The sequence below is a fragment of the Bacillus sp. FSL L8-0152 genome (assembly GCF_038006365.1).
GTDB classification, from domain to species: Bacteria; Bacillota; Bacilli; order Bacillales; family Bacillaceae_G; genus Bacillus_A; species Bacillus_A cereus.
In genome coordinates this window covers 4,835,669-4,853,967 of record NZ_JBBOVB010000001.1, presented here as the reverse complement: position 1 = coordinate 4,853,967, position 18,299 = coordinate 4,835,669, and the positions used below count along the sequence as shown (strand labels likewise).

Genomic DNA, 18,299 nt, shown 5'->3' with positions numbered 1-18,299 from the left:
CCCCCATAAATATCTTCTCTCTCTATTTGATAATAAAAAACTCCTCTCTCCGTTGTATCATGCTGGAGAGAGGAGTTCAATCATTTCTCATTCAATTACACCAGAATTTGTAATGTCTACGGTGTATTTTATAGTAACGGGAACATCTTTGTACATTTTTTTCCACTCTTCTAATTTGAATGGGCGATAATGTTGCTTATATTTAGCTCCTAGCCCGAGAGGGTCGACATCTAAAGATTTAAACTGCTTAATTAATTTCTTACCTTGTGTCTCCAATTGTTTTTGAACAACCTTCTCAATCTTTTTTGTGTTCTTAGCATTCTCTAAGTTAATCTGTTTCGATACTTCTTGAATACGAGCCACAAGTTTAACATGAATGGAAAAGAAAGGCTTACCATTTTTTATTTTTATATCGTATGTTGGAAAAGAACGAATATTATTAATCATTACGTACCCAGGATCTGCTTTAAATTCATGTGAATCTAACTTATGTTTTTCTAAAAGTCCTTTGAATATAAACATATCTTTTTCCGCGATTTTACCAACGTATTTATCCTTTTTAAAAAGACCAATTCCCGTGATTTTTATTTTATCACCATGTTTCTTTAAAATTGGAATATAGTAGTCTTGCCCTTCTTGATAATAACGGAATGCTCCTACATGCAGATTATCTGTTGGTAAAGGACCGGTCTCCATATTATGTTCTAGCATTTTTTTTATATAAATTGCAACGTTGGATGAAGTCGTGTACTTTCCTTTTAAAAGCTCAGTACCATTACCTTCAAGTAAAGCAACATATAAGGCATTTCCGATGTTTACATCACGAATTAATGTATCGAAGGAAGCAACCATTCCTTTCTTAGCAATTCGGGTGGTAAATAGAGCAACCCGCATTTGCCCGCTAGCAAATGGTTGAGAAGACTCTAAAGATGTGTCGGCTTTTACTTGTTTTACCGCATTTGCTGTTCCTTCAAAAACTTGAACTTTGTTCCCTTTTTGCTGAATAGGACAAACAAATGTTACCTTTATTTTATTATCTTTTGCTACATCGAAGACAGTTCCTTGGATAAGGTGTACGTCATCGATAATATTTTTTTGTAAACATCCAGTTAGACTAAAGAGTGTTATACAAGAGATAAGTATTAATTTATTTTTGATTTTTTCCATTTTCTTTTCACCCACACAATAATAAATAGAATTGGGATGTATACATAAATGAGCCAAAAGCTTCCTTTTGATGCATTACTAATAAAATTATTAATATCGTGTCTGTTTGTTAAAAGTTGTGAAACAATGAGAGTGATAAACATAAAAGCGATTAAAACATCTCTTTGTTTTACACTGAATATTTCGTGCGTTGCTCTCGCTGCTGCCCATAAAGGTAGAATAAAACTTGTAATAATAACGAGGGCATAAGCTGAAATTGCGATATATTCTAGCCTTTCTATGAATGGTAATTGAATAACTTGGGTCATAGAAAGTTGGGCCCATATCGTTTTTAATAATTGTTTTTCACTAAAAAACGAAAAGGCTAGAAGGGTGCTAAATAAATATAGAAGGTTTGAAAATAGTGCCCCATATTGAGCAAATTTATGAGATTGTTTAGGGTTTTTCACAAATGGATAAACCATAAGGTAAATCTCAAAACCAGTCATACTGTAGATTGACAGTTGAGCGGATTTTAAAATATCTGAAAAAGAATGTGTGAAGATGGGTAATAAATTCTCCCAATGTGAGTATTTCAAAACGAATAAGCTTAGAAATAAATACCCTAGTGTACCACCAACAGAGATGACGCAAATACCTGTAATGACACGAAAACCAGAAGAAATGATGTAATAGCTAACTAGGCACAAAAAGAGTGTTAACATAAAGGTGGAGGCAGTTGGGAACATCCATACTTGAATAATTTCAACATATGTTCGAATAACCGAAATACTGACGATTAAAAAATAAGTTGCAAAGATGATATTAAAGACGTTCCCTATCCACTTTCCAAAGGTTTGTCGTTGTAAATCAATTAAATTCCCGTTTGTTTCTTTTAATAAAAAATACATCATCCATATAAGAATTTGGATACAGAGTCCTGTGATTAGAACGCCCATCCAGCCGTCATATCCAGCGGCCTTTGCGGTGATTCGAGCAAATCCGAGAACGCCAGCTCCAAACTGTGCACCGTGAATTAAGAAGAAAACAAAGATAGGAGATATTTGATATTTTTCTTGAACTTTACTCATCAATGCACCTCATTTCTTAATCATCAAAGTCTGATCTATGTTTTGTCGAAATTCCTTTCGCAGCTTTTTTTACATGTTGTGGTCTTGCTTGCACATCTCTTGTATCGATCATTGTTAATGGGAAACGAATCCAAGAGTCTTTAACGGATTGTTGTCTTGTCGGATAAAACAAAGCGTACGGTTTACGTAAGGAAGTAAGTCGAAATAGATGGGTGAATAAAAAGATAAATCCAAGGGAGATACCGAAAAGCCCTCCTATTTCTGCGAATGCTAGAAACGGGAAGCGTAATAATCGAACAGCGTTACCCATTTTATAAATAGGTGTAATAAAGGAAGCGAGTGCCGATAGTGCAACGATAATTAATAAAATGTTACTCGTTAACCCAGCTTGTACAGATGCTTGCCCGATTACGATACCGCCTACAATACCGAGTGTTTGCCCAACTTTCATCGGTAACCTTGCGCCGGCTTCTCTTAATAAATCAATTGCAAGTTCTAAAAAGAGCGCTTCAATTAAAGGTGGGAATGGTACTTGTGCCCTTGATAAAATCAAAGTTTCAAGTAAATCACTTGGAATAAGTTCATAATGATAATTTAAAACTGCAACGTATAATGGTGTAGCGCAAATTGAAAATAGAACGGCAATTAATCTTAAAATCCTTGAAAATGTAGCGTACATCCAGGAGACGTTATAGTCTTCTGGTGAAATGAAAAAATCGAAATAGGATACAGGTGTTAGTAAAACACTTGGAGAACCATCAACGAAAATAGCGATTTTTCCATCAATTAGTGCTTTTGTAACTCTATCAGTGCGTTCTGTATTAATATAGAGAGGGAAGATCGATTTTTCACCCATCAATTCTTGTATATAAGCACTATCATTAATTTGATCATACTCAAGAGCGCGTAATGATTCTTCTAGAAAATCTACATTATCTTTTTCAGCGAGGTTGTCTAAATACATCATGACAACTTTTGTTTTGGAAAACTCACCGATAATCATTTCTTTTGTTTGTAAATCCAAAACAGGAAGACGTTTTCGAACTAAATTAATGTTTGTATCAATATCCTCTACAAAACCTTCTTGCGGACCAATAACAGTTGATTCGTTTAAAGGAGGGGTTGGTGCACGATAATTATCAATTGCAATGTTTGCAAGCATACATTTTTGATCTTGCTGATTCAATTGAATAATCGCATGCCCCTTTAAAACCATATCCTCAATTTTTTGTAAGTCGTTCGTAATTGTAATGCCGCTCATCGGGATATGTTCCTTCAGCTCTTCTAGTGATGCGTTAGGTCGTTCTAAAAGAGTGGGCATTAAATACTTTTGTAATTTTTCTCCATCAAGTGAAGGTCGATAGTAAGAAATCCAATAAGGCATCGTTTCATCGTCGGATGTATGATAATTTACAAAATCACTAGACTTTTTCAGCTTCTCTATTAAATTTTGTAAAGAATGAATACGATCTTTTTCTGGTTTTGTAAAGTCATAAATACTATTACCTTTAGAGTTTTGCTGCTGTTGTCCTTGAGAAGATTTGTCTTGTTTAGCACTTTGTTGTTGATCCTGCTCGGAGTCGTTTTGCTTAGAATGTTGCTGTTGCCCTTGCTCCGAGTTGTCTTGCTTAGAGTGTTGTTGATTTTGCTCTGAGTTGTCTTGCTTAGAATGTTGCTGTTGTTCTTGAGAAGGTTCATCTTGTTTAGCACTTTGTTGCTTACCTTGAGAGGAATCCTCTTGTTTAGCACTTTGTTGTTTATCTTGAGAGGAATCCTCTTGTTTAGCACTTTGTTGCTTACCTTGAGAGGAATCCTCTTGTTTAGCACTTTGTTGTTTATCTTGAGAGGAATCCTCTTGTTTAGCACTTTGTTGCTTACCTTGAGAGGAATCCTCTTGTTTAGCGCTTTGTTGTTTATCTTGAGACGAGTCCTCCTGTTTAGCACTTTGTTGCTTATCCTGAGAAGAATCTTTTTGCTCGTTATTTTTACCTTTATTATGTTTCATACTTCTAGTCTGTTCTTTGTTATCATCCTCTTGATTGTTAGAATGCTGCTCCCAGTTATCTGTTTCGTTTGCTTCTGGTGTATTTGATTTTTTTTTCTTACGTAACCAATTCCAAATCATATGTACGCCCTCTTTAATCTTGTAATATAGTGCTATTTTGTGGCTAATTTTGTATATTATTCATTTATTTATGAAAAGAAGAAGGAGATTAGTTTGCATAGAAAAAAATCTTTAGTAAGCAGTTCATACTATAACGGGGAGAGGGAGAGTCTGTGCAAATTGTAAAAAAGGAGAAGTTTGTTTTAAAAGAGTTTACGTTTGAAAATGGCAGGGAAATTCCTGTTCAAATGGGATACGAGACATATGGTACGTTGAATAGAGAAAGGTCAAATGTGATTTTGGTTTGTCATTATTTTAGTGCAACAAGTCATGCGGCAGGAAAATATACAGTGCATGATGAGGAGTCTGGTTGGTGGGATGGGCTCATTGGACCTGGGAAAGCAATTGATACAAATAAGTATTTTGTTATATGTACGGATAATCTTTGTAATGTGCAGGCGAGGAATCCATATGTGATTACAACAGGACCGAAATCGATTAATCCAGAAACTGGAGAAGAATATGCTATGGATTTTCCGGTTTTTACATTTCTTGATGTAGCTCGTATGCAATATGAGTTAATAAAAGGTATGGGAATTTCAAGGTTACACGCTGTAATCGGACCGTCGGCGGGGGGAATGATTGCACAACAATGGGCGGTTCACTATCCACATATGGTAGAGCGGATGATTGGCGTTATTACGAACCCACAAAATCCAATTATTACGTCTGTAAACGTAGCACAAAATGCGATTGAGGCAATTCAACTGGATCCAAGTTGGAAAGATGGAAAATACGGAGAAGAGCAGCCGATAAAAGGGCTTCATTTAGCAAATAGAATGATGTTTATGAACGCGTTTGATGAGCATTTTTATGAAATGGCATTTCCTCGTAATAGTATAGAGATAGAACCTTATAAAAAGTTTTCTACATTAACATCATTTGAAAAAGAGATAAATAAAGCGACATATAGAAGTATAGAGTTAGTAGATGCAAATTCATGGATGTATACTGCGAAGGCAGTTTTATTGCATGATATTGCACATGGGTTTTCTTCACTAGAAGAATCTCTTTCTAACATAGAAGCGAATGTACTTATGATTCCGTGTAAACAAGATTTGCTTCAGCCGTCTCGTTATAATTATAAAATGGTAGATATTTTGCAAAAACAAGGAAAATATGCGGAAGTGTATGAGATTGAAAGTATAAATGGGCATATGGCAGGAGCATTTGATATTCATTTATTTGAAAAAAAGGTTTATGAATTTTTGAATCGGAAAGTATCTAGTTTTGTGTAAAAGACAAATGATGGGGAAAAGGTGCAATGTTTGTAGTAGGCACCTTTTTTTACATAATTTGTAGACGGAAAATATATGTAGCGATTGCTATACCGAAAAACGCTATGCTAAGCAATAGAAATAAGAATGACATTTCTTGTGGGGAGTTTATTTTTCTATTATTTTTCATACTAAGAGCAATAATTGCAGCGAGTAAGAACACAATGCCCATAATGAAAAGAAAAAGCGTCATTTTAATCGACTCCTTTCATAAAACAAGTATATTGAGGATACAATGTGCTAGTTATGTTTGTAAAGAATAAATTTTTAGAGAAAATTGAGAAATAGTTTTTCGATTCTTTGCGTTCTTTCTTTTGCGTGCTAAAATTGGTAGAGAATGTTTGTGGAAAAGAAACTAAAGGTTTTATTGTATATAAGGAGGAACTACATATGACAGAAGTTAAAACAATTACTACAGAAGAGGTACAAGAGCGTTTAGAAAATGGAGAAACGTTATTTCTAGTAGACGTAAGAGAAGATGAAGAAGTAGCGGCAGGGAAGATTCCAGAAGCTGTACATATTAAAATGGGCGATATCCCACATAAAGTAGATTTCTTTAATAAAGAGAATGAATATATCTTTATTTGTCGTTCGGGAATGCGCAGTGAAAATGTATGTCATTATTTAAATGAGCAAGGGTTTAAAACAGTGAATATGGTTGGCGGTATGCTTCAATATGAAGGTGAAACGAAATAGTTAATAGTTAAAAACTTGAAACGAGTCTGTTTCAAGTTTTTTTCTTTTGCATACAGTATAAAAAAGGAGGAGGGGGAAATGGGAATTAATTTGCGTAAAGTGAAAATTATTAATAATACAGGCGCTGTTAATGTCGGTGACTGTTATGATATCTCGCCTTTAGCTGTGGCAAAAGTATATGCAGGTGCTGGAGGATCGAGTGCGGCTATTTTTTTAAATGGAAAAAGGCAGCCAGAAGCGGTGATTAGAACATCGGTATTTCTTCCGCCTTTGGCAACAAGTACACGTACGTTAGGTTCATAAAGGAAAGGTAGAGTGTAATTATGCCTGCGCATATAAAAGAATTTGTTATTGTTAATAATACTGGAAATATATTTACCGGTGATAATTTGAGTGATACTTCATTTACTGCTTCGAAATCATATAGTGGTTCGATGGGATGTACTTGGATTGATGTTGTTACAGTAATAGGGACGGAGACAAAGCTTTGTTTACAACCAGGAGATTCTGTCACAACAACATATACGAGAGGTACTCCTGCTGGTACTGTAACAGGAGCAAATATGGGGCAAAGTGTAAATGCATCGGGTATAGCGCAAGCTGTCCCTAATACAGATAATATGGATTCAATTGCAGGACTCCCTTAAGGAATTAAGGGAGTTTTTATTATTTAAAATAAAAATAGTCTTGGAAATTATTTTTGTAAATAGATTAAGAAGAGGTTTATTTATTATGAAAAAGACGGTTTGTAGGTGGTGAAAGTGTGAAGAATCGTGATAATAATGGGAAGCAAAATTCGTTAAGCTCTAATTTTAGAATTCCACCCGAACTTATTGGGCCTACTTTCCCTCCTGTTCCAACTGGATTTACAGGTATAGGGATTACTGGTCCAACCGGTCCACCGGGCCCAACTGGTCCTCAAGGACCGAGAGGGTTCCAAGGTCCGATGGGGGAGATGGGCCCAACAGGACCTCAAGGTGTGCAAGGGATACAAGGACCAGTTGGGCCAATAGGTGCAACTGGACCAGAAGGACAGCAGGGAGCACAAGGATTGAGAGGACCACAAGGAGAAACTGGAGCGACAGGACCTCAAGGTGTGCAAGGGTTTCAAGGTCCGATTGGTCCAACGGGAGCGACTGGGGCACAAGGTATACAAGGGATACAGGGATTACAGGGGCCAATTGGAGCGACAGGACCTGAGGGACCTCAAGGAATTCAAGGTGTCCAAGGGTTACCGGGTGCAACTGGTCCACAAGGAATACAAGGAGCACAAGGGATACAAGGAGCACAAGGACCGAGTGGAAATACAGGTGCAACCGGAGCAACGGGTCAGGGGCTAACAGGTCCGACTGGAATAACAGGCCCAACAGGGATAACTGGACCATCTGGAGGACCTCCTGGTCCAACGGGACCAACTGGTGCGACAGGACCGGGTGGCGGACCGAGTGGAAGTACAGGTGCGACTGGAGCAACGGGTGATACTGGGGCTACAGGAAGTACAGGGGTAACAGGAGCAACGGGAACTACAGGTCCGACTGGAAGTACAGGAGCACAGGGCTTGCAAGGAATCCAAGGAATTCAAGGGCCAATTGGACCAACAGGTCCAGAAGGTCCACAGGGTATTCAAGGTATTCCTGGTCCGACGGGAGTAACTGGTGAACAAGGAATCCAAGGAGTTCAGGGTATTCAAGGGGTAACGGGAGCAACAGGGGATCAAGGTCCACAAGGTATACAGGGGGCTATAGGGCCTCAAGGGGTCACAGGAGCAACAGGAGATCAAGGTCCACAAGGAATACAAGGAGTACCAGGGCCATCAGGAGCAACGGGACCACAGGGAGTTCAAGGGATACAAGGTCCGATGGGTGATATAGGACCAACAGGTCCAGAAGGCCCAGAGGGACTTCAGGGCCCGCAAGGAATCCAAGGTGTGCCAGGGCCAGTTGGAGCAACGGGTCCAGAGGGTCCTCAGGGGATACAAGGTATTCAAGGACCGGTAGGAACAACAGGCCCACAAGGTCCACAAGGAATACAGGGAACACAAGGTGTGCAAGGGATAACGGGAGCAACTGGAGTACAAGGAGCAACTGGAATTCAAGGGATACAAGGGGAAATAGGAGCAACGGGTCCAGAGGGTCCCCAAGGAGTGCAAGGTGCTCAAGGGGAGATTGGTCCAACAGGTCCGATGGGTCCCCAAGGTGTGCAAGGAGTACAAGGAATTCAAGGAGCGACGGGCGCACAAGGAGTGCAAGGTCCACAGGGAATTCAAGGAATCCAAGGTCCGACGGGGGCAACAGGAGATACAGGAGCAACAGGTGCGACAGGGGAAGGCACTACAGGCCCAACAGGAGTAACCGGTCCAACAGGGGTAACAGGCCCATCTGGAGGACCAGCAGGACCGACCGGCCCAACGGGGCCATCAGGTCCGGCGGGAGTAACTGGTCCATCTGGTGGACCACCTGGCCCGACAGGAGCAACAGGTGCGACAGGAGTAACAGGAGATACTGGGGCGACAGGCTCAACTGGAGTGACAGGAGCGACAGGAGAAACGGGAGCAACCGGAGTGACGGGTTTGCAAGGTCCGCAAGGAATCCAAGGTGTGCAGGGAGATATTGGTCCAACTGGTCCGCAAGGGATACAAGGTCCGCAAGGGATACAAGGAGTAACTGGTGCGACAGGAGATCAAGGCCCACAGGGAATCCAAGGCCCGCAAGGCGACATAGGTCCAACTGGTCCCCAAGGAATTCAAGGGTTACAAGGTCCCCAAGGGATTCAAGGAGCAACCGGAGCCACTGGAGCACAAGGTCCACAGGGTATTCAAGGTATTCAAGGAATTCAAGGTCCGACAGGCCCACAAGGCCCAACTGGAATCCAAGGGGTACAAGGAGAGATAGGTCCAACCGGTCCACAAGGTGTGCAAGGATTGCAAGGCCCACAAGGTCCGACAGGGGACACAGGGGCAACGGGAGCACAAGGTCCCCAAGGAGTTCAAGGGATACAAGGCCCAACGGGAGCAACCGGAGCAACCGGATCGACAGGTCCACAAGGAATTCAAGGCCCGCAAGGAATCCAAGGTCCAGCGGGGGCAACTGGAGCAACGGGTTCACAAGGTCCAACTGGAGATACAGGTCCAACCGGTTCACAAGGAATCCAAGGTCCAACTGGTCCAACCGGAGCTGGAGCAACCGGAGCCACAGGAGCGACCGGAGCGACCGGAGTTAGTACAACTGCAACGTATGCGTTTGCGAATAATACATCAGGAAGTGTTATTTCTGTTTTGTTAGGTGGCACGAATATTCCGTTACCAAACAATCAAAATATTGGACCAGGAATAACCGTTAGTGGTGGGAATACTGTATTTACAGTTGCGAATGCAGGAAACTATTATATAGCCTATACAATTAATTTAACGGCAGGATTACTTGTAAGTTCTCGTATAACTGTAAATGGCAGTCCGCTTGCGGGAACGATAAATTCCCCGGCAGTGGCTACTGGTTCATTTAGTGCAACAATAATTGCTAACTTGCCTGCTGGAGCTGCAGTCAGCTTACAATTATTCGGATTAGTTGCATTGGCTACATTATCTACGGCAACGCCAGGGGCTACTCTAACTATTATTAGATTAAGTTAATAAGCAGAAAACCTTGAAACTTTTATGTTTCAAGGTTTTTTATCCTTGTATTTGTAAGTAAACCTCGTTAACCAGGGGAAGTGGATACCCTCTAATTATTTAAAGTTTCACTTTATTCACTTGAGCAAAAACATCGCAGTTCGAAAATATATTATAATAGAATGAAAAGAAAGAAATTTGGCAGAAAGGGAGGGTGGCGATGCAGGAGATGGTTAAAGATTTTTTTGGACGCCCACTTCAAGATTTACGTATATCTGTCATTGATCGTTGCAATTTTAGATGTACATATTGTATGCCAGCGGAAATATTTGGGCCAGAATATGCTTTTTTGAAAGACGAGTTTTTACTAACTTTTGATGAAATTGAGCGTTTGGCAAAATTATTTGTTAGCATCGGTGTACGGAAAATTAGACTTACTGGCGGTGAGCCACTGCTTCGTAAAGATTTAACAAAACTTATTGCACGTCTTGTGAAAATTGATGGGCTAATAGATATAGGGTTAACGACAAATGCTATTCATTTAACGAAACAAGCGAAGGCATTAAAAGAAGCTGGATTACATAGAGTGAATGTTAGTTTAGATGCGATAGATGATGACATATTTAAGAATATTAATGGTCGAAATATTAATACGAAACCGGTAATTAAGGGAATTATAGCAGCTAAAGAGGCGGGCTTGGAAGTAAAGGTAAATATGGTTGTGAAAAAAGGGATGAACGATCATCAAGTACTACCGATGGCTGCGTATTTTAAAGAGCAAGGAATCACGCTTAGGTTTATTGAGTTTATGGATGTTGGTAGTACAAATGGGTGGAATTTTGATCAAGTCGTTACAAAACGAGAATTGATTGAGATGATTCATAAGGTGTATCCGCTTGAGCCAGCTGAAGCCCATTACTTTGGTGAAGTTGCAAAGCGATATCGGTACGTTGGAACAAATGTTGAAGTTGGTTTTATTACATCTGTTTCTGAGTCATTTTGTGCCTCTTGTACGAGGGCGAGAATTTCGGCAGATGGAAAGTTTTATACGTGCTTATTTGCGACAGAGGGTTTGAATGTAAGAGAACTTCTTAGAGGAAATCTTTCGGATGAGGAGTTATTAAGTGTTATACAAGATGTATGGATGAATAGAAAAGATAGGTATTCGGATGAACGGACAGAAGAAAGTGCAAAAAATCGTCCGAAAATCGAAATGTCTTATATAGGAGGATAAGAAAGGGGGCTATCGCATGCAGGAGCGATATTCAAGACAAATATTATTTTCTGGTGTTGGAGAAGAAGGACAGAGAAAAATAAGAGAGAAGCATGTGCTTATTATTGGTGCTGGTGCTCTCGGTGCGGCAAATGCAGAAGCGATTGTTAGAGCAGGGGTTGGAAAAGTAACGATTGCTGATCGGGATTATGTAGAATGGAGTAATTTACAAAGACAACAACTATATACGGAAGAAGATGCAAAGCAGTATAAACCGAAGGCGATAGCGGCTGCAGAACATTTACAATCGATTAATTCTGAGGTGGAAATAAATCCGGTTGTGACGGATGTAACGGTGCAAGAAATGGAAGAGTTAGTGCGTGATGTAGATTTAATATTAGATGCGACAGATAATTTTGAAACGCGTCTTCTCATTAATGATATTTCACAAAAGTATAATATTCCATGGATATATGGTGGTTGCGTCGGGAGTTACGGAGTAACGTATACAATTTTACCAGGGAAAACACCGTGTTTTCGCTGTTTAATGGAGCATCCGGCGAGCGGAGCAACATGTGACACAGCTGGTATTATACAACCGGCAGTACAATTAGTAGTTGCGCATCAAATTACGGAAGCGCTGAAAATATTAGTAGAAGACTTTGGGGCGCTTCGTGAAACGATGTTATCGTTTGATCTTTGGAATAATCAACAGATGGCATTTAAAGTGAATAGGCAGAAAAAAGATACTTGTTTATCTTGCGGAAGGTTACGTACATATCCGAGTTTAACATTTGAAGCACAAACAAAAACAGAAGTGTTATGTGGGCGAAATACAGTACAAATTCGCCCGGGTGTGCGGAAGAATTTTAATTTAGAAGAAATTAAAAAGCGCTTACAAAGAAGCGTAGAGATAAAGGCGACACCTTATTTATTATCATTTCCGGTAGAAGAATATCGTTTTGTTTTATTTACAGATGGCAGGGCGTTTATTCATGGGACGAATGATATGAATGTAGCGAAAAGTTTATATGCAAGATATATAGGTTGAACCTAAAGGAAATCCTTTAGGTTCAACGGAGAGAGGATTATGAATTTCTCGTATAATCTCCACTTTTTCCACCTGTTTTTTCAAGTAAGTACGTTTCGCCGATAATCATACCTTTATCGATAGCTTTACACATATCATACACAGTAAGAGCGGTAGCGGAAGCAGCTGTTAAAGCTTCCATTTCAACACCGGTGCTACCTTCTGTTTTAACTTTTACTTCAATGAGTAAACGATATTGTTCTTCTGATTGTTTCCAATCGAAAGAAACGTCAACACCTTTTAATAATAAAGGATGGCACATTGGGATAATATCAGAAGTTCGTTTCGCAGCCATAATGCCTGCGATTTGCGCAACTGCTAATACGTCACCTTTCCCAATTTCATTGTGAGAGATTTTATCGTAAATTTCTTTCGTAACGACAATGCTAGAGCACGCAATTGCTGTTCGAACGGTTGTTTTTTTGTCGCTTATATCAACCATTTTTGCGCGTCCTTGGTCATTAAAATGTGTAAATGAAGACATGGAATTCCTCCTTGAAGTAATTTCTATTGAATACATAAAGTTTAATCGAGATAAAAAAAATTGCAAATATGAGGTGAGAAACGATGGTAGAAAAACGAATTCCAATTCAAGTTGCTGAGGCAGTAGAACGGGTAATGAAATATGCGAAGCATGGTGAAGTAGAAGAAATTTCTATTACGGAAAGTTACGGGAGAATTCTCGGGGAAGATGTTGTCTCAGATCATGACGTTCCTCATTTTGATCGTTCCCCTTACGATGGTTTCGCCATTCGAGCAGAAGATACGAAAGGAGCAACTCAAGAGAATCCAGTTGAATTTGAAGTAATAGGAGAAATCGGGGCGGGTTCTGTTTTTTTAGAAGAAGTAGGAGCTTTTAAAGCGATTCGTATTATGACAGGAGCAGCTATTCCAGAAGAATGTAATGCAGTCGTAATGCTCGAGCTGACAGAAGGGTTTGAGAAGAACGGGAAAACATATATGAAGTTAAAACGCCCGTTTAATAACGGTGACAATGTGTCGTTTAAAGGAGAAGACATAAAACAAAATCAAGTTCTCGTTAAGAAAGGTGTTGCAATTAATCCAGGTGTTGCGGCCTTACTAGCAACGTTTGGATATAGCACTGTGAAAGTTGTAAAACAGCCTGTTGTCGGTATTGTAACGACAGGAAGTGAATTACTAGAAGTACATGAGCCGTTACAGCCGGGGAAAATTAGAAATAGTAACTCGTATATGATCGCAGCTCAAATTATGAAAGCTGGCGGGAAAGTTCGTTATTATGGTCAACTCGCCGATGAGCTAGATGCATGTTTTACAGCTGTTCAATTAGCGATGGATGAGGTCGACATTTTAATTACAACAGGCGGTGTATCAGTAGGAGATTATGACTACTTACCAGCTATTTATGAAAGGTTACAGGCGAATGTACTCTTTAATAAAATAGCGATGAGACCGGGAAGTGTAACGACAGTAGCTGAAGTTGATGGGAAGTTACTTTTCGGTTTATCAGGAAATCCGTCTGCTTGTTATGTAGGCTTTGAATTATTTGTGCAACCAATTATAAAAACATATTTGTATGCGAAGGAACCTCACGTATATAGAGCGGATGCTATTTTACAAAAGGATTTTTCAAAGCCAAATCCATTTACTCGTTTCGTAAGAGCGAACGTAACAATTGTGGACGGGGCGTTACAAGCGATGCCGGTTGGTTTAGATAAATCGAGTGCGGTATCTTCACTTGCAGATGCGAATGCTTTTATCGTGTTACCTGGAGGAACGAGAGGATTTGAGACTGGGATGAAAGTATCCGTATTATTGTTAGAGCACTCTGAGGGATGTGATTGGCCATGGGCAAAGCCCCTTCAATCTTACAAATAGTAGGATATCAAAATAGCGGAAAAACGACACTTGTAGAGAAAATTGTGCATGTGTTAGCTGAAAGTGAAATGAAAGTTGCTACAATTAAACATCACGGGCACGGAGGTTTTCCAGAAGTAGCGCAAAAAGATAGCGAAAGACACCGTAAAGCTGGTGCCGTCGTAAGTAGTGTAGAAGGTGCTGGATTGCTTTCACTTTCTTCACTAAAAAAGAAATGGTCCTTGCAAGAAATTATTCGCTTATATGAGTTTTTTGAAGTGGATACAATTTTAATAGAGGGCTATAAAAAAGAAAACTACCCGAAAGTAGTGTTACTTCGTTCTGCGGAAGATGCTGGGCTTTTACATAAAGTGGAAAATATAGTGGCGATTATTACGTGGTATGATGTCCCGGTAAATATACGAGAAGAATATAAAGTATTTCATATAACAGAAGAAGAGTTGTACATAGACTGGTTTTTACAAACGGTTAGGAGTGCGAAATGACAAATACATATTATGAAGTAATTGATACAGAAATCTCGATTGAAGAGGTAACGAAGAAAGTGATTCGACGTGAATGCGGTGCTGTTACAACATTTATTGGAACGGTTAGAGAGTTTACGAAAGGGCGTCGTACATTATACTTAGAGTATGTTGCTTATAAGACGATGGCAGAAAAGATGCTAGAGAAAATTGGTCTGGAAGTGAAAGAGAAATGGCCGGGTACATATGTTGCGATTACACATCGCATCGGTACGTTGCAAATTTCTGATATAGCGGTTGTTGTTGCTGTTTCAACACCACACCGTAAAGCGGCTTATGAAGCAAACGAATATATTATGGAACGCATAAAACAAATTGTTCCGATTTGGAAAAAGGAGTTTTGGGAAGATGGTGACTCATGGATTGGTGATCAATTAGAAAAAACACCATATCCGGCGGGAGAGCCTGGGAAGGAGCTATAAGTATGATTAGAGTATTGTTATTTGCGCACTTGCAAGAAGAAGCAGGGACAAGTGAATTACAAATAGAGAAAGAAAATATTACAGTTGCAGAGTTAAAAGATGTTGTTGCGAAAGAATATAATGTACCAGTTTCAGAGCCAATTATGGTTGCGATTAATGAAGAATACGCAAATGAAGATGACAGGGTCCAAGATGGTGATGTGGTTGCACTTATACCACCAGTGAGTGGTGGTTAATATTGGATTCATTAAAACGACTTTCCTAAGTAGGGGAAGTCGTTTTTTTATGGCGTTTTTGAGAACACTAACTTATAGGATAAGGAGGACGTTATGAAAAAAATATGTGTAATTATTACAGCGATATGTTCTATCTTTTTCTCTTCTCCAAGCGATTCTTTCGCGAAAGAATCAAGAGAACAGCTTTTAGAGAGTGCGTTATTGAATAGGTACTATTCGGTTATTAGACAAGTGACAGAAGATCAATATGAATGTGATGCAGTTATAAATATAAAGCGTCTCGGCAGGAAAGATGAATTTGTACCTAGATTTGAAGTGACGCTACAATTTCTTACATTTCAAGGGGCGCATAATCCGCCAAATGACAAAGTTACACTTACTTTAGAGGATTATTTAAATCATATAAAGGTAAAAAATGTGGAGCGAGAAAAAAATGTTTCTAATGATGTTGTAGAAAAGATTTGTGCTCGCAAAAAAGAAAAAATGAAAGCTCATTCTAATGATTGAGAGCGGTAACTTATTTCGCTATTTGCGGGATGATTAAAGTTTCAATTTATAACATTTTACAGAGAAAGGTAATGGGCGATGGATATATTTTTAGCAATTTTACCAGCTATATTTTGGGGGAGTATTGTGTTATTTAACGTAAAACTGGGCGGGGGACCGTATAGTCAAACGCTTGGAACAACGTTTGGAGCACTTATTTTCTCAATTGTTGTTTATATTTTTATGAAGCCAGTATTAACACCTACTGTGATTGGGGTTGGAGTTGTGTCAGGTTTATTTTGGGCGCTTGGTCAGGCGAATCAATTGAAAAGTATTGATTTAATGGGCGTTTCGAGGACGATGCCAATTTCAACAGGACTTCAATTAGTTGCGACGACTTTATTTGGCGTTATCGTATTTCATGAATGGTCCACGACAATATCGGTCGTCCTTGGGATTTTAGCGCTTGTTTGTATTATTGTCGGTGTTATTTTAACATCACTTCAAAGTGAAGAAGAAAAGAATGCAGAGCAAGCAGCAAATTTTAAAAGAGGTATCGTAATTTTATTAATTTCAACAGTCGGCTATTTAGTTTACGTAGTAGTGATTAGACTATTTAACGTAGATGGTTGGTCAGCTTTGTTGCCACAAGCAGTTGGTATGGTGTTAGGTGGGATTTTGCTTACCTTTAAACATCATCCATTTAATAAATATGCAATTCGAAATATTATTCCAGGATTAATTTGGGCAGCTGGAAATATGTTTTTATTCATTTCGCAGCCGCGTGTTGGAGTAGCAACAAGTTTCTCGCTATCGCAAATGGGAATTATTATTTCCACGCTTGGTGGGATCCTTATATTAGGTGAAAAGAAAACGAAACGCCAATTAACGGGTATTGTTGTCGGTATCGTTTTTATTATCGCAGCCGGAATTATGTTAGGTATAGCAAAAAGTTAAAGGAGGTATTGAAATGTATAGTGATTTAGAAGGAAAAGTGGTCGTTATTACAGGATCAGCAACTGGTCTTGGTAGGGCGATGGGAGTAAGGTTTGCTAAGGAAAAAGCGAAAGTGGTTATTAATTATCGCTCACGAGAATCAGAAGCAAATGATGTGTTAGAAGAAATTAAAAAGATAGGCGGAGAAGCGATTGCTGTAAAAGGTGATGTAACCGTCGAATCAGATGTTGTGAATCTCATTCAATCTGCTGTGAAAGAATTTGGTACGCTTGACGTTATGATTAATAATGCAGGGATAGAAAATGCAGTACCATCGCATGAAATGCCACTTGAAGATTGGAATAAGGTAATTAATACAAATTTAACAGGTGCTTTTTTAGGAAGTCGTGAAGCGATTAAATATTTTGTAGAACATGACATTAAAGGGTCTGTCATTAATATGTCTAGTGTTCATGAGAAAATTCCGTGGCCACTATTCGTGCACTATGCAGCGAGTAAGGGTGGTATTAAACTGATGACAGAAACGTTAGCGCTAGAATATGCGCCAAAAGGTATTCGAGTAAATAATATAGGACCAGGTGCAATTAATACGCCGATCAATGCAGAAAAGTTTGCTGATCCAAAACAGCGAGCTGACGTAGAAAGTATGATACCGATGGGCTACATTGGAAACCCTGAAGAAATCGCAGCAGTAGCAACTTGGCTCGCTTCTTCAGAGGCGAGTTATGTAACGGGAATTACGCTATTTGCAGATGGTGGAATGACGTTATATCCATCGTTTCAAGCTGGACGTGGGTAATATAAAAGGACGAAGAGATAAAACTCTTCGTCCTTTTTTACAAAAAAATAGCGGCCAGCTATTTTAAATTTAGTGATTAATTGTATCTTGAAGAAATTCTGTTGCTTGATGTTCAGTAACATTTTGTACGAGCGCGACTTCGCTAATCATCATTTTTCGTGCATTATCTAGCATTTGTTTTTCGCTCGCATTTAATGCTCTCTCTTTATTGCGGCGAAGTAAATCCCGAACAACTTCTGCGCTATCTTGTAAATTGCCATTTTTCATTTTTTCCATATTCATTGTATATCTTTGTTTCCATGAGAGTGATGGGTCTGACTCCCCGTTTTGAAATTCAAGAAGTATATCATCTAACGTACCTCGATCAACGATATAACGAATACCTGATTTTTTTAATTGATCCATCGGAAGCATTACTTGCATATCTTTACTAATGATGCGTATCACACAATATTGACGTGAAGTACCTAATATTTCTTTCTCTTCAATTGCTTCAATGATTCCTGCACCGTGCATTGGATAAACGATTTTATCACCAATTTGAAACAAATCATCCACCTCCATATGTGGTAACCACTTTTAATGATAGCATACGTATGTAAAAATGTCAAATTTTATATAATAACATAATATTTATATTCGAGTCAATAAGATAAAGTGCTTTTTTATATTTTTTTGGGGACCTTATTTATAGTGATTTTTTTTAGAAAAATAGTACAGGTGAAGAAAGAAGG

Annotated in this window: 20 protein-coding genes; 14 read left to right on the top strand and 6 right to left on the bottom strand. The window is 39.1% G+C overall.

The window, feature by feature from the left end:
- Positions 1-87 precede the first annotated feature (87 nt).
- Genes MHH27_RS24630 through MHH27_RS24620 form a run of 3 tightly spaced genes read right to left on the bottom strand, consistent with a single transcriptional unit; the run spans position 88 to position 4,362 of the window.
- Positions 88-1,167, bottom strand: a complete 1,080-nt coding sequence (locus MHH27_RS24630) for a Ger(x)C family spore germination protein (protein ID WP_097822730.1) — start codon at positions 1,165-1,167, stop codon at positions 88-90.
- Entirely contained in the window at positions 1,143-2,237 is a 1,095-nt protein-coding gene (locus MHH27_RS24625) for a spore germination protein (RefSeq protein WP_340944425.1), read from the bottom strand. Before MHH27_RS24625 ends, MHH27_RS24630 begins: the two co-directional genes overlap by 25 nt.
- Positions 2,238-2,253: 16 nt before the next feature.
- Positions 2,254-4,362: a spore germination protein gene (locus MHH27_RS24620; RefSeq protein ID WP_340944423.1), complete on the bottom strand. Its 2,109-nt coding sequence runs from the start codon at positions 4,360-4,362 to the stop codon at positions 2,254-2,256.
- A gap of 152 nt (positions 4,363-4,514) precedes the next feature.
- Between MHH27_RS24620 and MHH27_RS24615 the strand changes: the two genes are divergently transcribed.
- Positions 4,515-5,639: an alpha/beta fold hydrolase gene (locus MHH27_RS24615; RefSeq protein WP_001167624.1), complete on the top strand. Its 1,125-nt coding sequence runs from the start codon at positions 4,515-4,517 to the stop codon at positions 5,637-5,639.
- 49 nt (positions 5,640-5,688) lie between these two features.
- Here the strand turns inward: MHH27_RS24615 and MHH27_RS24610 are convergent, their stop codons facing one another.
- Positions 5,689-5,871: a hypothetical protein gene (locus tag MHH27_RS24610; protein WP_000171889.1), complete on the bottom strand. Its 183-nt coding sequence runs from the start codon at positions 5,869-5,871 to the stop codon at positions 5,689-5,691.
- 197 nt (positions 5,872-6,068) lie between these two features.
- Here MHH27_RS24610 and MHH27_RS24605 point away from each other — a divergent pair, with 197 nt between their 5' ends.
- The 6 genes from MHH27_RS24605 to MHH27_RS24580 all read left to right on the top strand — a co-directional run bounded on the left by MHH27_RS24605 (position 6,069) and on the right by MHH27_RS24580 (position 12,245).
- Entirely contained in the window at positions 6,069-6,374 is a 306-nt protein-coding gene (locus MHH27_RS24605) for a rhodanese-like domain-containing protein (RefSeq protein WP_000141207.1), read from the top strand.
- Positions 6,375-6,452: 78 nt separating this feature from the next.
- Positions 6,453-6,677: a spore germination protein gene (locus MHH27_RS24600; protein WP_000512463.1), complete on the top strand. Its 225-nt coding sequence runs from the start codon at positions 6,453-6,455 to the stop codon at positions 6,675-6,677.
- Positions 6,678-6,697: 20 nt separating this feature from the next.
- On the top strand, positions 6,698-7,021 hold the full coding sequence (locus tag MHH27_RS24595) for a hypothetical protein (RefSeq protein ID WP_001110849.1): 324 nt from the start codon (positions 6,698-6,700) through the stop codon (positions 7,019-7,021).
- A gap of 116 nt (positions 7,022-7,137) precedes the next feature.
- Complete coding sequence (locus tag MHH27_RS24590) at positions 7,138-10,002, top strand: BclA-related collagen-like exosporium protein (RefSeq protein WP_098250713.1); 2,865 nt, start codon at positions 7,138-7,140, stop codon at positions 10,000-10,002.
- 199 nt (positions 10,003-10,201) lie between these two features.
- Positions 10,202-11,215, top strand: a complete 1,014-nt coding sequence (moaA, locus tag MHH27_RS24585; RefSeq protein ID WP_075716900.1) for a GTP 3',8-cyclase MoaA — start codon at positions 10,202-10,204, stop codon at positions 11,213-11,215.
- A gap of 16 nt (positions 11,216-11,231) precedes the next feature.
- Positions 11,232-12,245, top strand: a complete 1,014-nt coding sequence (locus MHH27_RS24580; RefSeq protein WP_075716899.1) for a molybdopterin-synthase adenylyltransferase MoeB — start codon at positions 11,232-11,234, stop codon at positions 12,243-12,245.
- Positions 12,246-12,282: 37 nt separating this feature from the next.
- On the opposite strand, the gene moaC is transcribed toward MHH27_RS24580, so the two are convergent.
- Positions 12,283-12,768: a cyclic pyranopterin monophosphate synthase MoaC gene (moaC, locus tag MHH27_RS24575; RefSeq protein WP_048558777.1), complete on the bottom strand. Its 486-nt coding sequence runs from the start codon at positions 12,766-12,768 to the stop codon at positions 12,283-12,285.
- A gap of 83 nt (positions 12,769-12,851) precedes the next feature.
- Here moaC and MHH27_RS24570 point away from each other — a divergent pair, with 83 nt between their 5' ends.
- From MHH27_RS24570 to MHH27_RS24540, 7 genes are all read left to right on the top strand, one after another.
- Positions 12,852-14,141: a molybdopterin molybdotransferase MoeA gene (locus tag MHH27_RS24570; RefSeq protein WP_097946342.1), complete on the top strand. Its 1,290-nt coding sequence runs from the start codon at positions 12,852-12,854 to the stop codon at positions 14,139-14,141.
- Positions 14,111-14,626 carry a molybdopterin-guanine dinucleotide biosynthesis protein B gene (gene mobB / locus MHH27_RS24565; RefSeq protein WP_340944414.1) on the top strand — a complete coding sequence of 172 codons (516 nt, stop codon included), beginning with the start codon at positions 14,111-14,113 and terminating at the stop codon, positions 14,624-14,626. The genes MHH27_RS24570 and mobB overlap by 31 nt, the downstream gene beginning before the upstream one ends.
- Entirely contained in the window at positions 14,623-15,087 is a 465-nt protein-coding gene (gene moaE, locus MHH27_RS24560; RefSeq protein WP_000185943.1) for a molybdopterin synthase catalytic subunit MoaE, read from the top strand. The genes mobB and moaE overlap by 4 nt, the downstream gene beginning before the upstream one ends.
- 2 nt (positions 15,088-15,089) lie before the next feature.
- A complete protein-coding gene (gene moaD, locus MHH27_RS24555; RefSeq protein WP_000621772.1) occupies positions 15,090-15,323 on the top strand; it encodes a molybdopterin converting factor subunit 1 in 234 nt (77 codons plus the stop codon).
- Between the two features lie 93 nt (positions 15,324-15,416).
- Positions 15,417-15,830, top strand: coding sequence for a DUF3888 domain-containing protein (locus MHH27_RS24550; RefSeq protein ID WP_097946338.1), 414 nt, complete (start codon positions 15,417-15,419; stop codon positions 15,828-15,830).
- Between the two features lie 78 nt (positions 15,831-15,908).
- Positions 15,909-16,766 carry a glucose uptake protein GlcU gene (gene glcU, locus MHH27_RS24545; protein WP_110497813.1) on the top strand — a complete coding sequence of 286 codons (858 nt, stop codon included), beginning with the start codon at positions 15,909-15,911 and terminating at the stop codon, positions 16,764-16,766.
- Positions 16,767-16,779: 13 nt separating this feature from the next.
- Positions 16,780-17,565, top strand: a complete 786-nt coding sequence (locus MHH27_RS24540) for a glucose 1-dehydrogenase (RefSeq protein WP_075716896.1) — start codon at positions 16,780-16,782, stop codon at positions 17,563-17,565.
- A 69-nt stretch (positions 17,566-17,634) separates the two neighbouring features.
- On the opposite strand, the gene MHH27_RS24535 is transcribed toward MHH27_RS24540, so the two are convergent.
- Positions 17,635-18,129: a CarD family transcriptional regulator gene (locus MHH27_RS24535; RefSeq protein WP_000451442.1), complete on the bottom strand. Its 495-nt coding sequence runs from the start codon at positions 18,127-18,129 to the stop codon at positions 17,635-17,637.
- Positions 18,130-18,299: the final 170 nt, after the last annotated feature.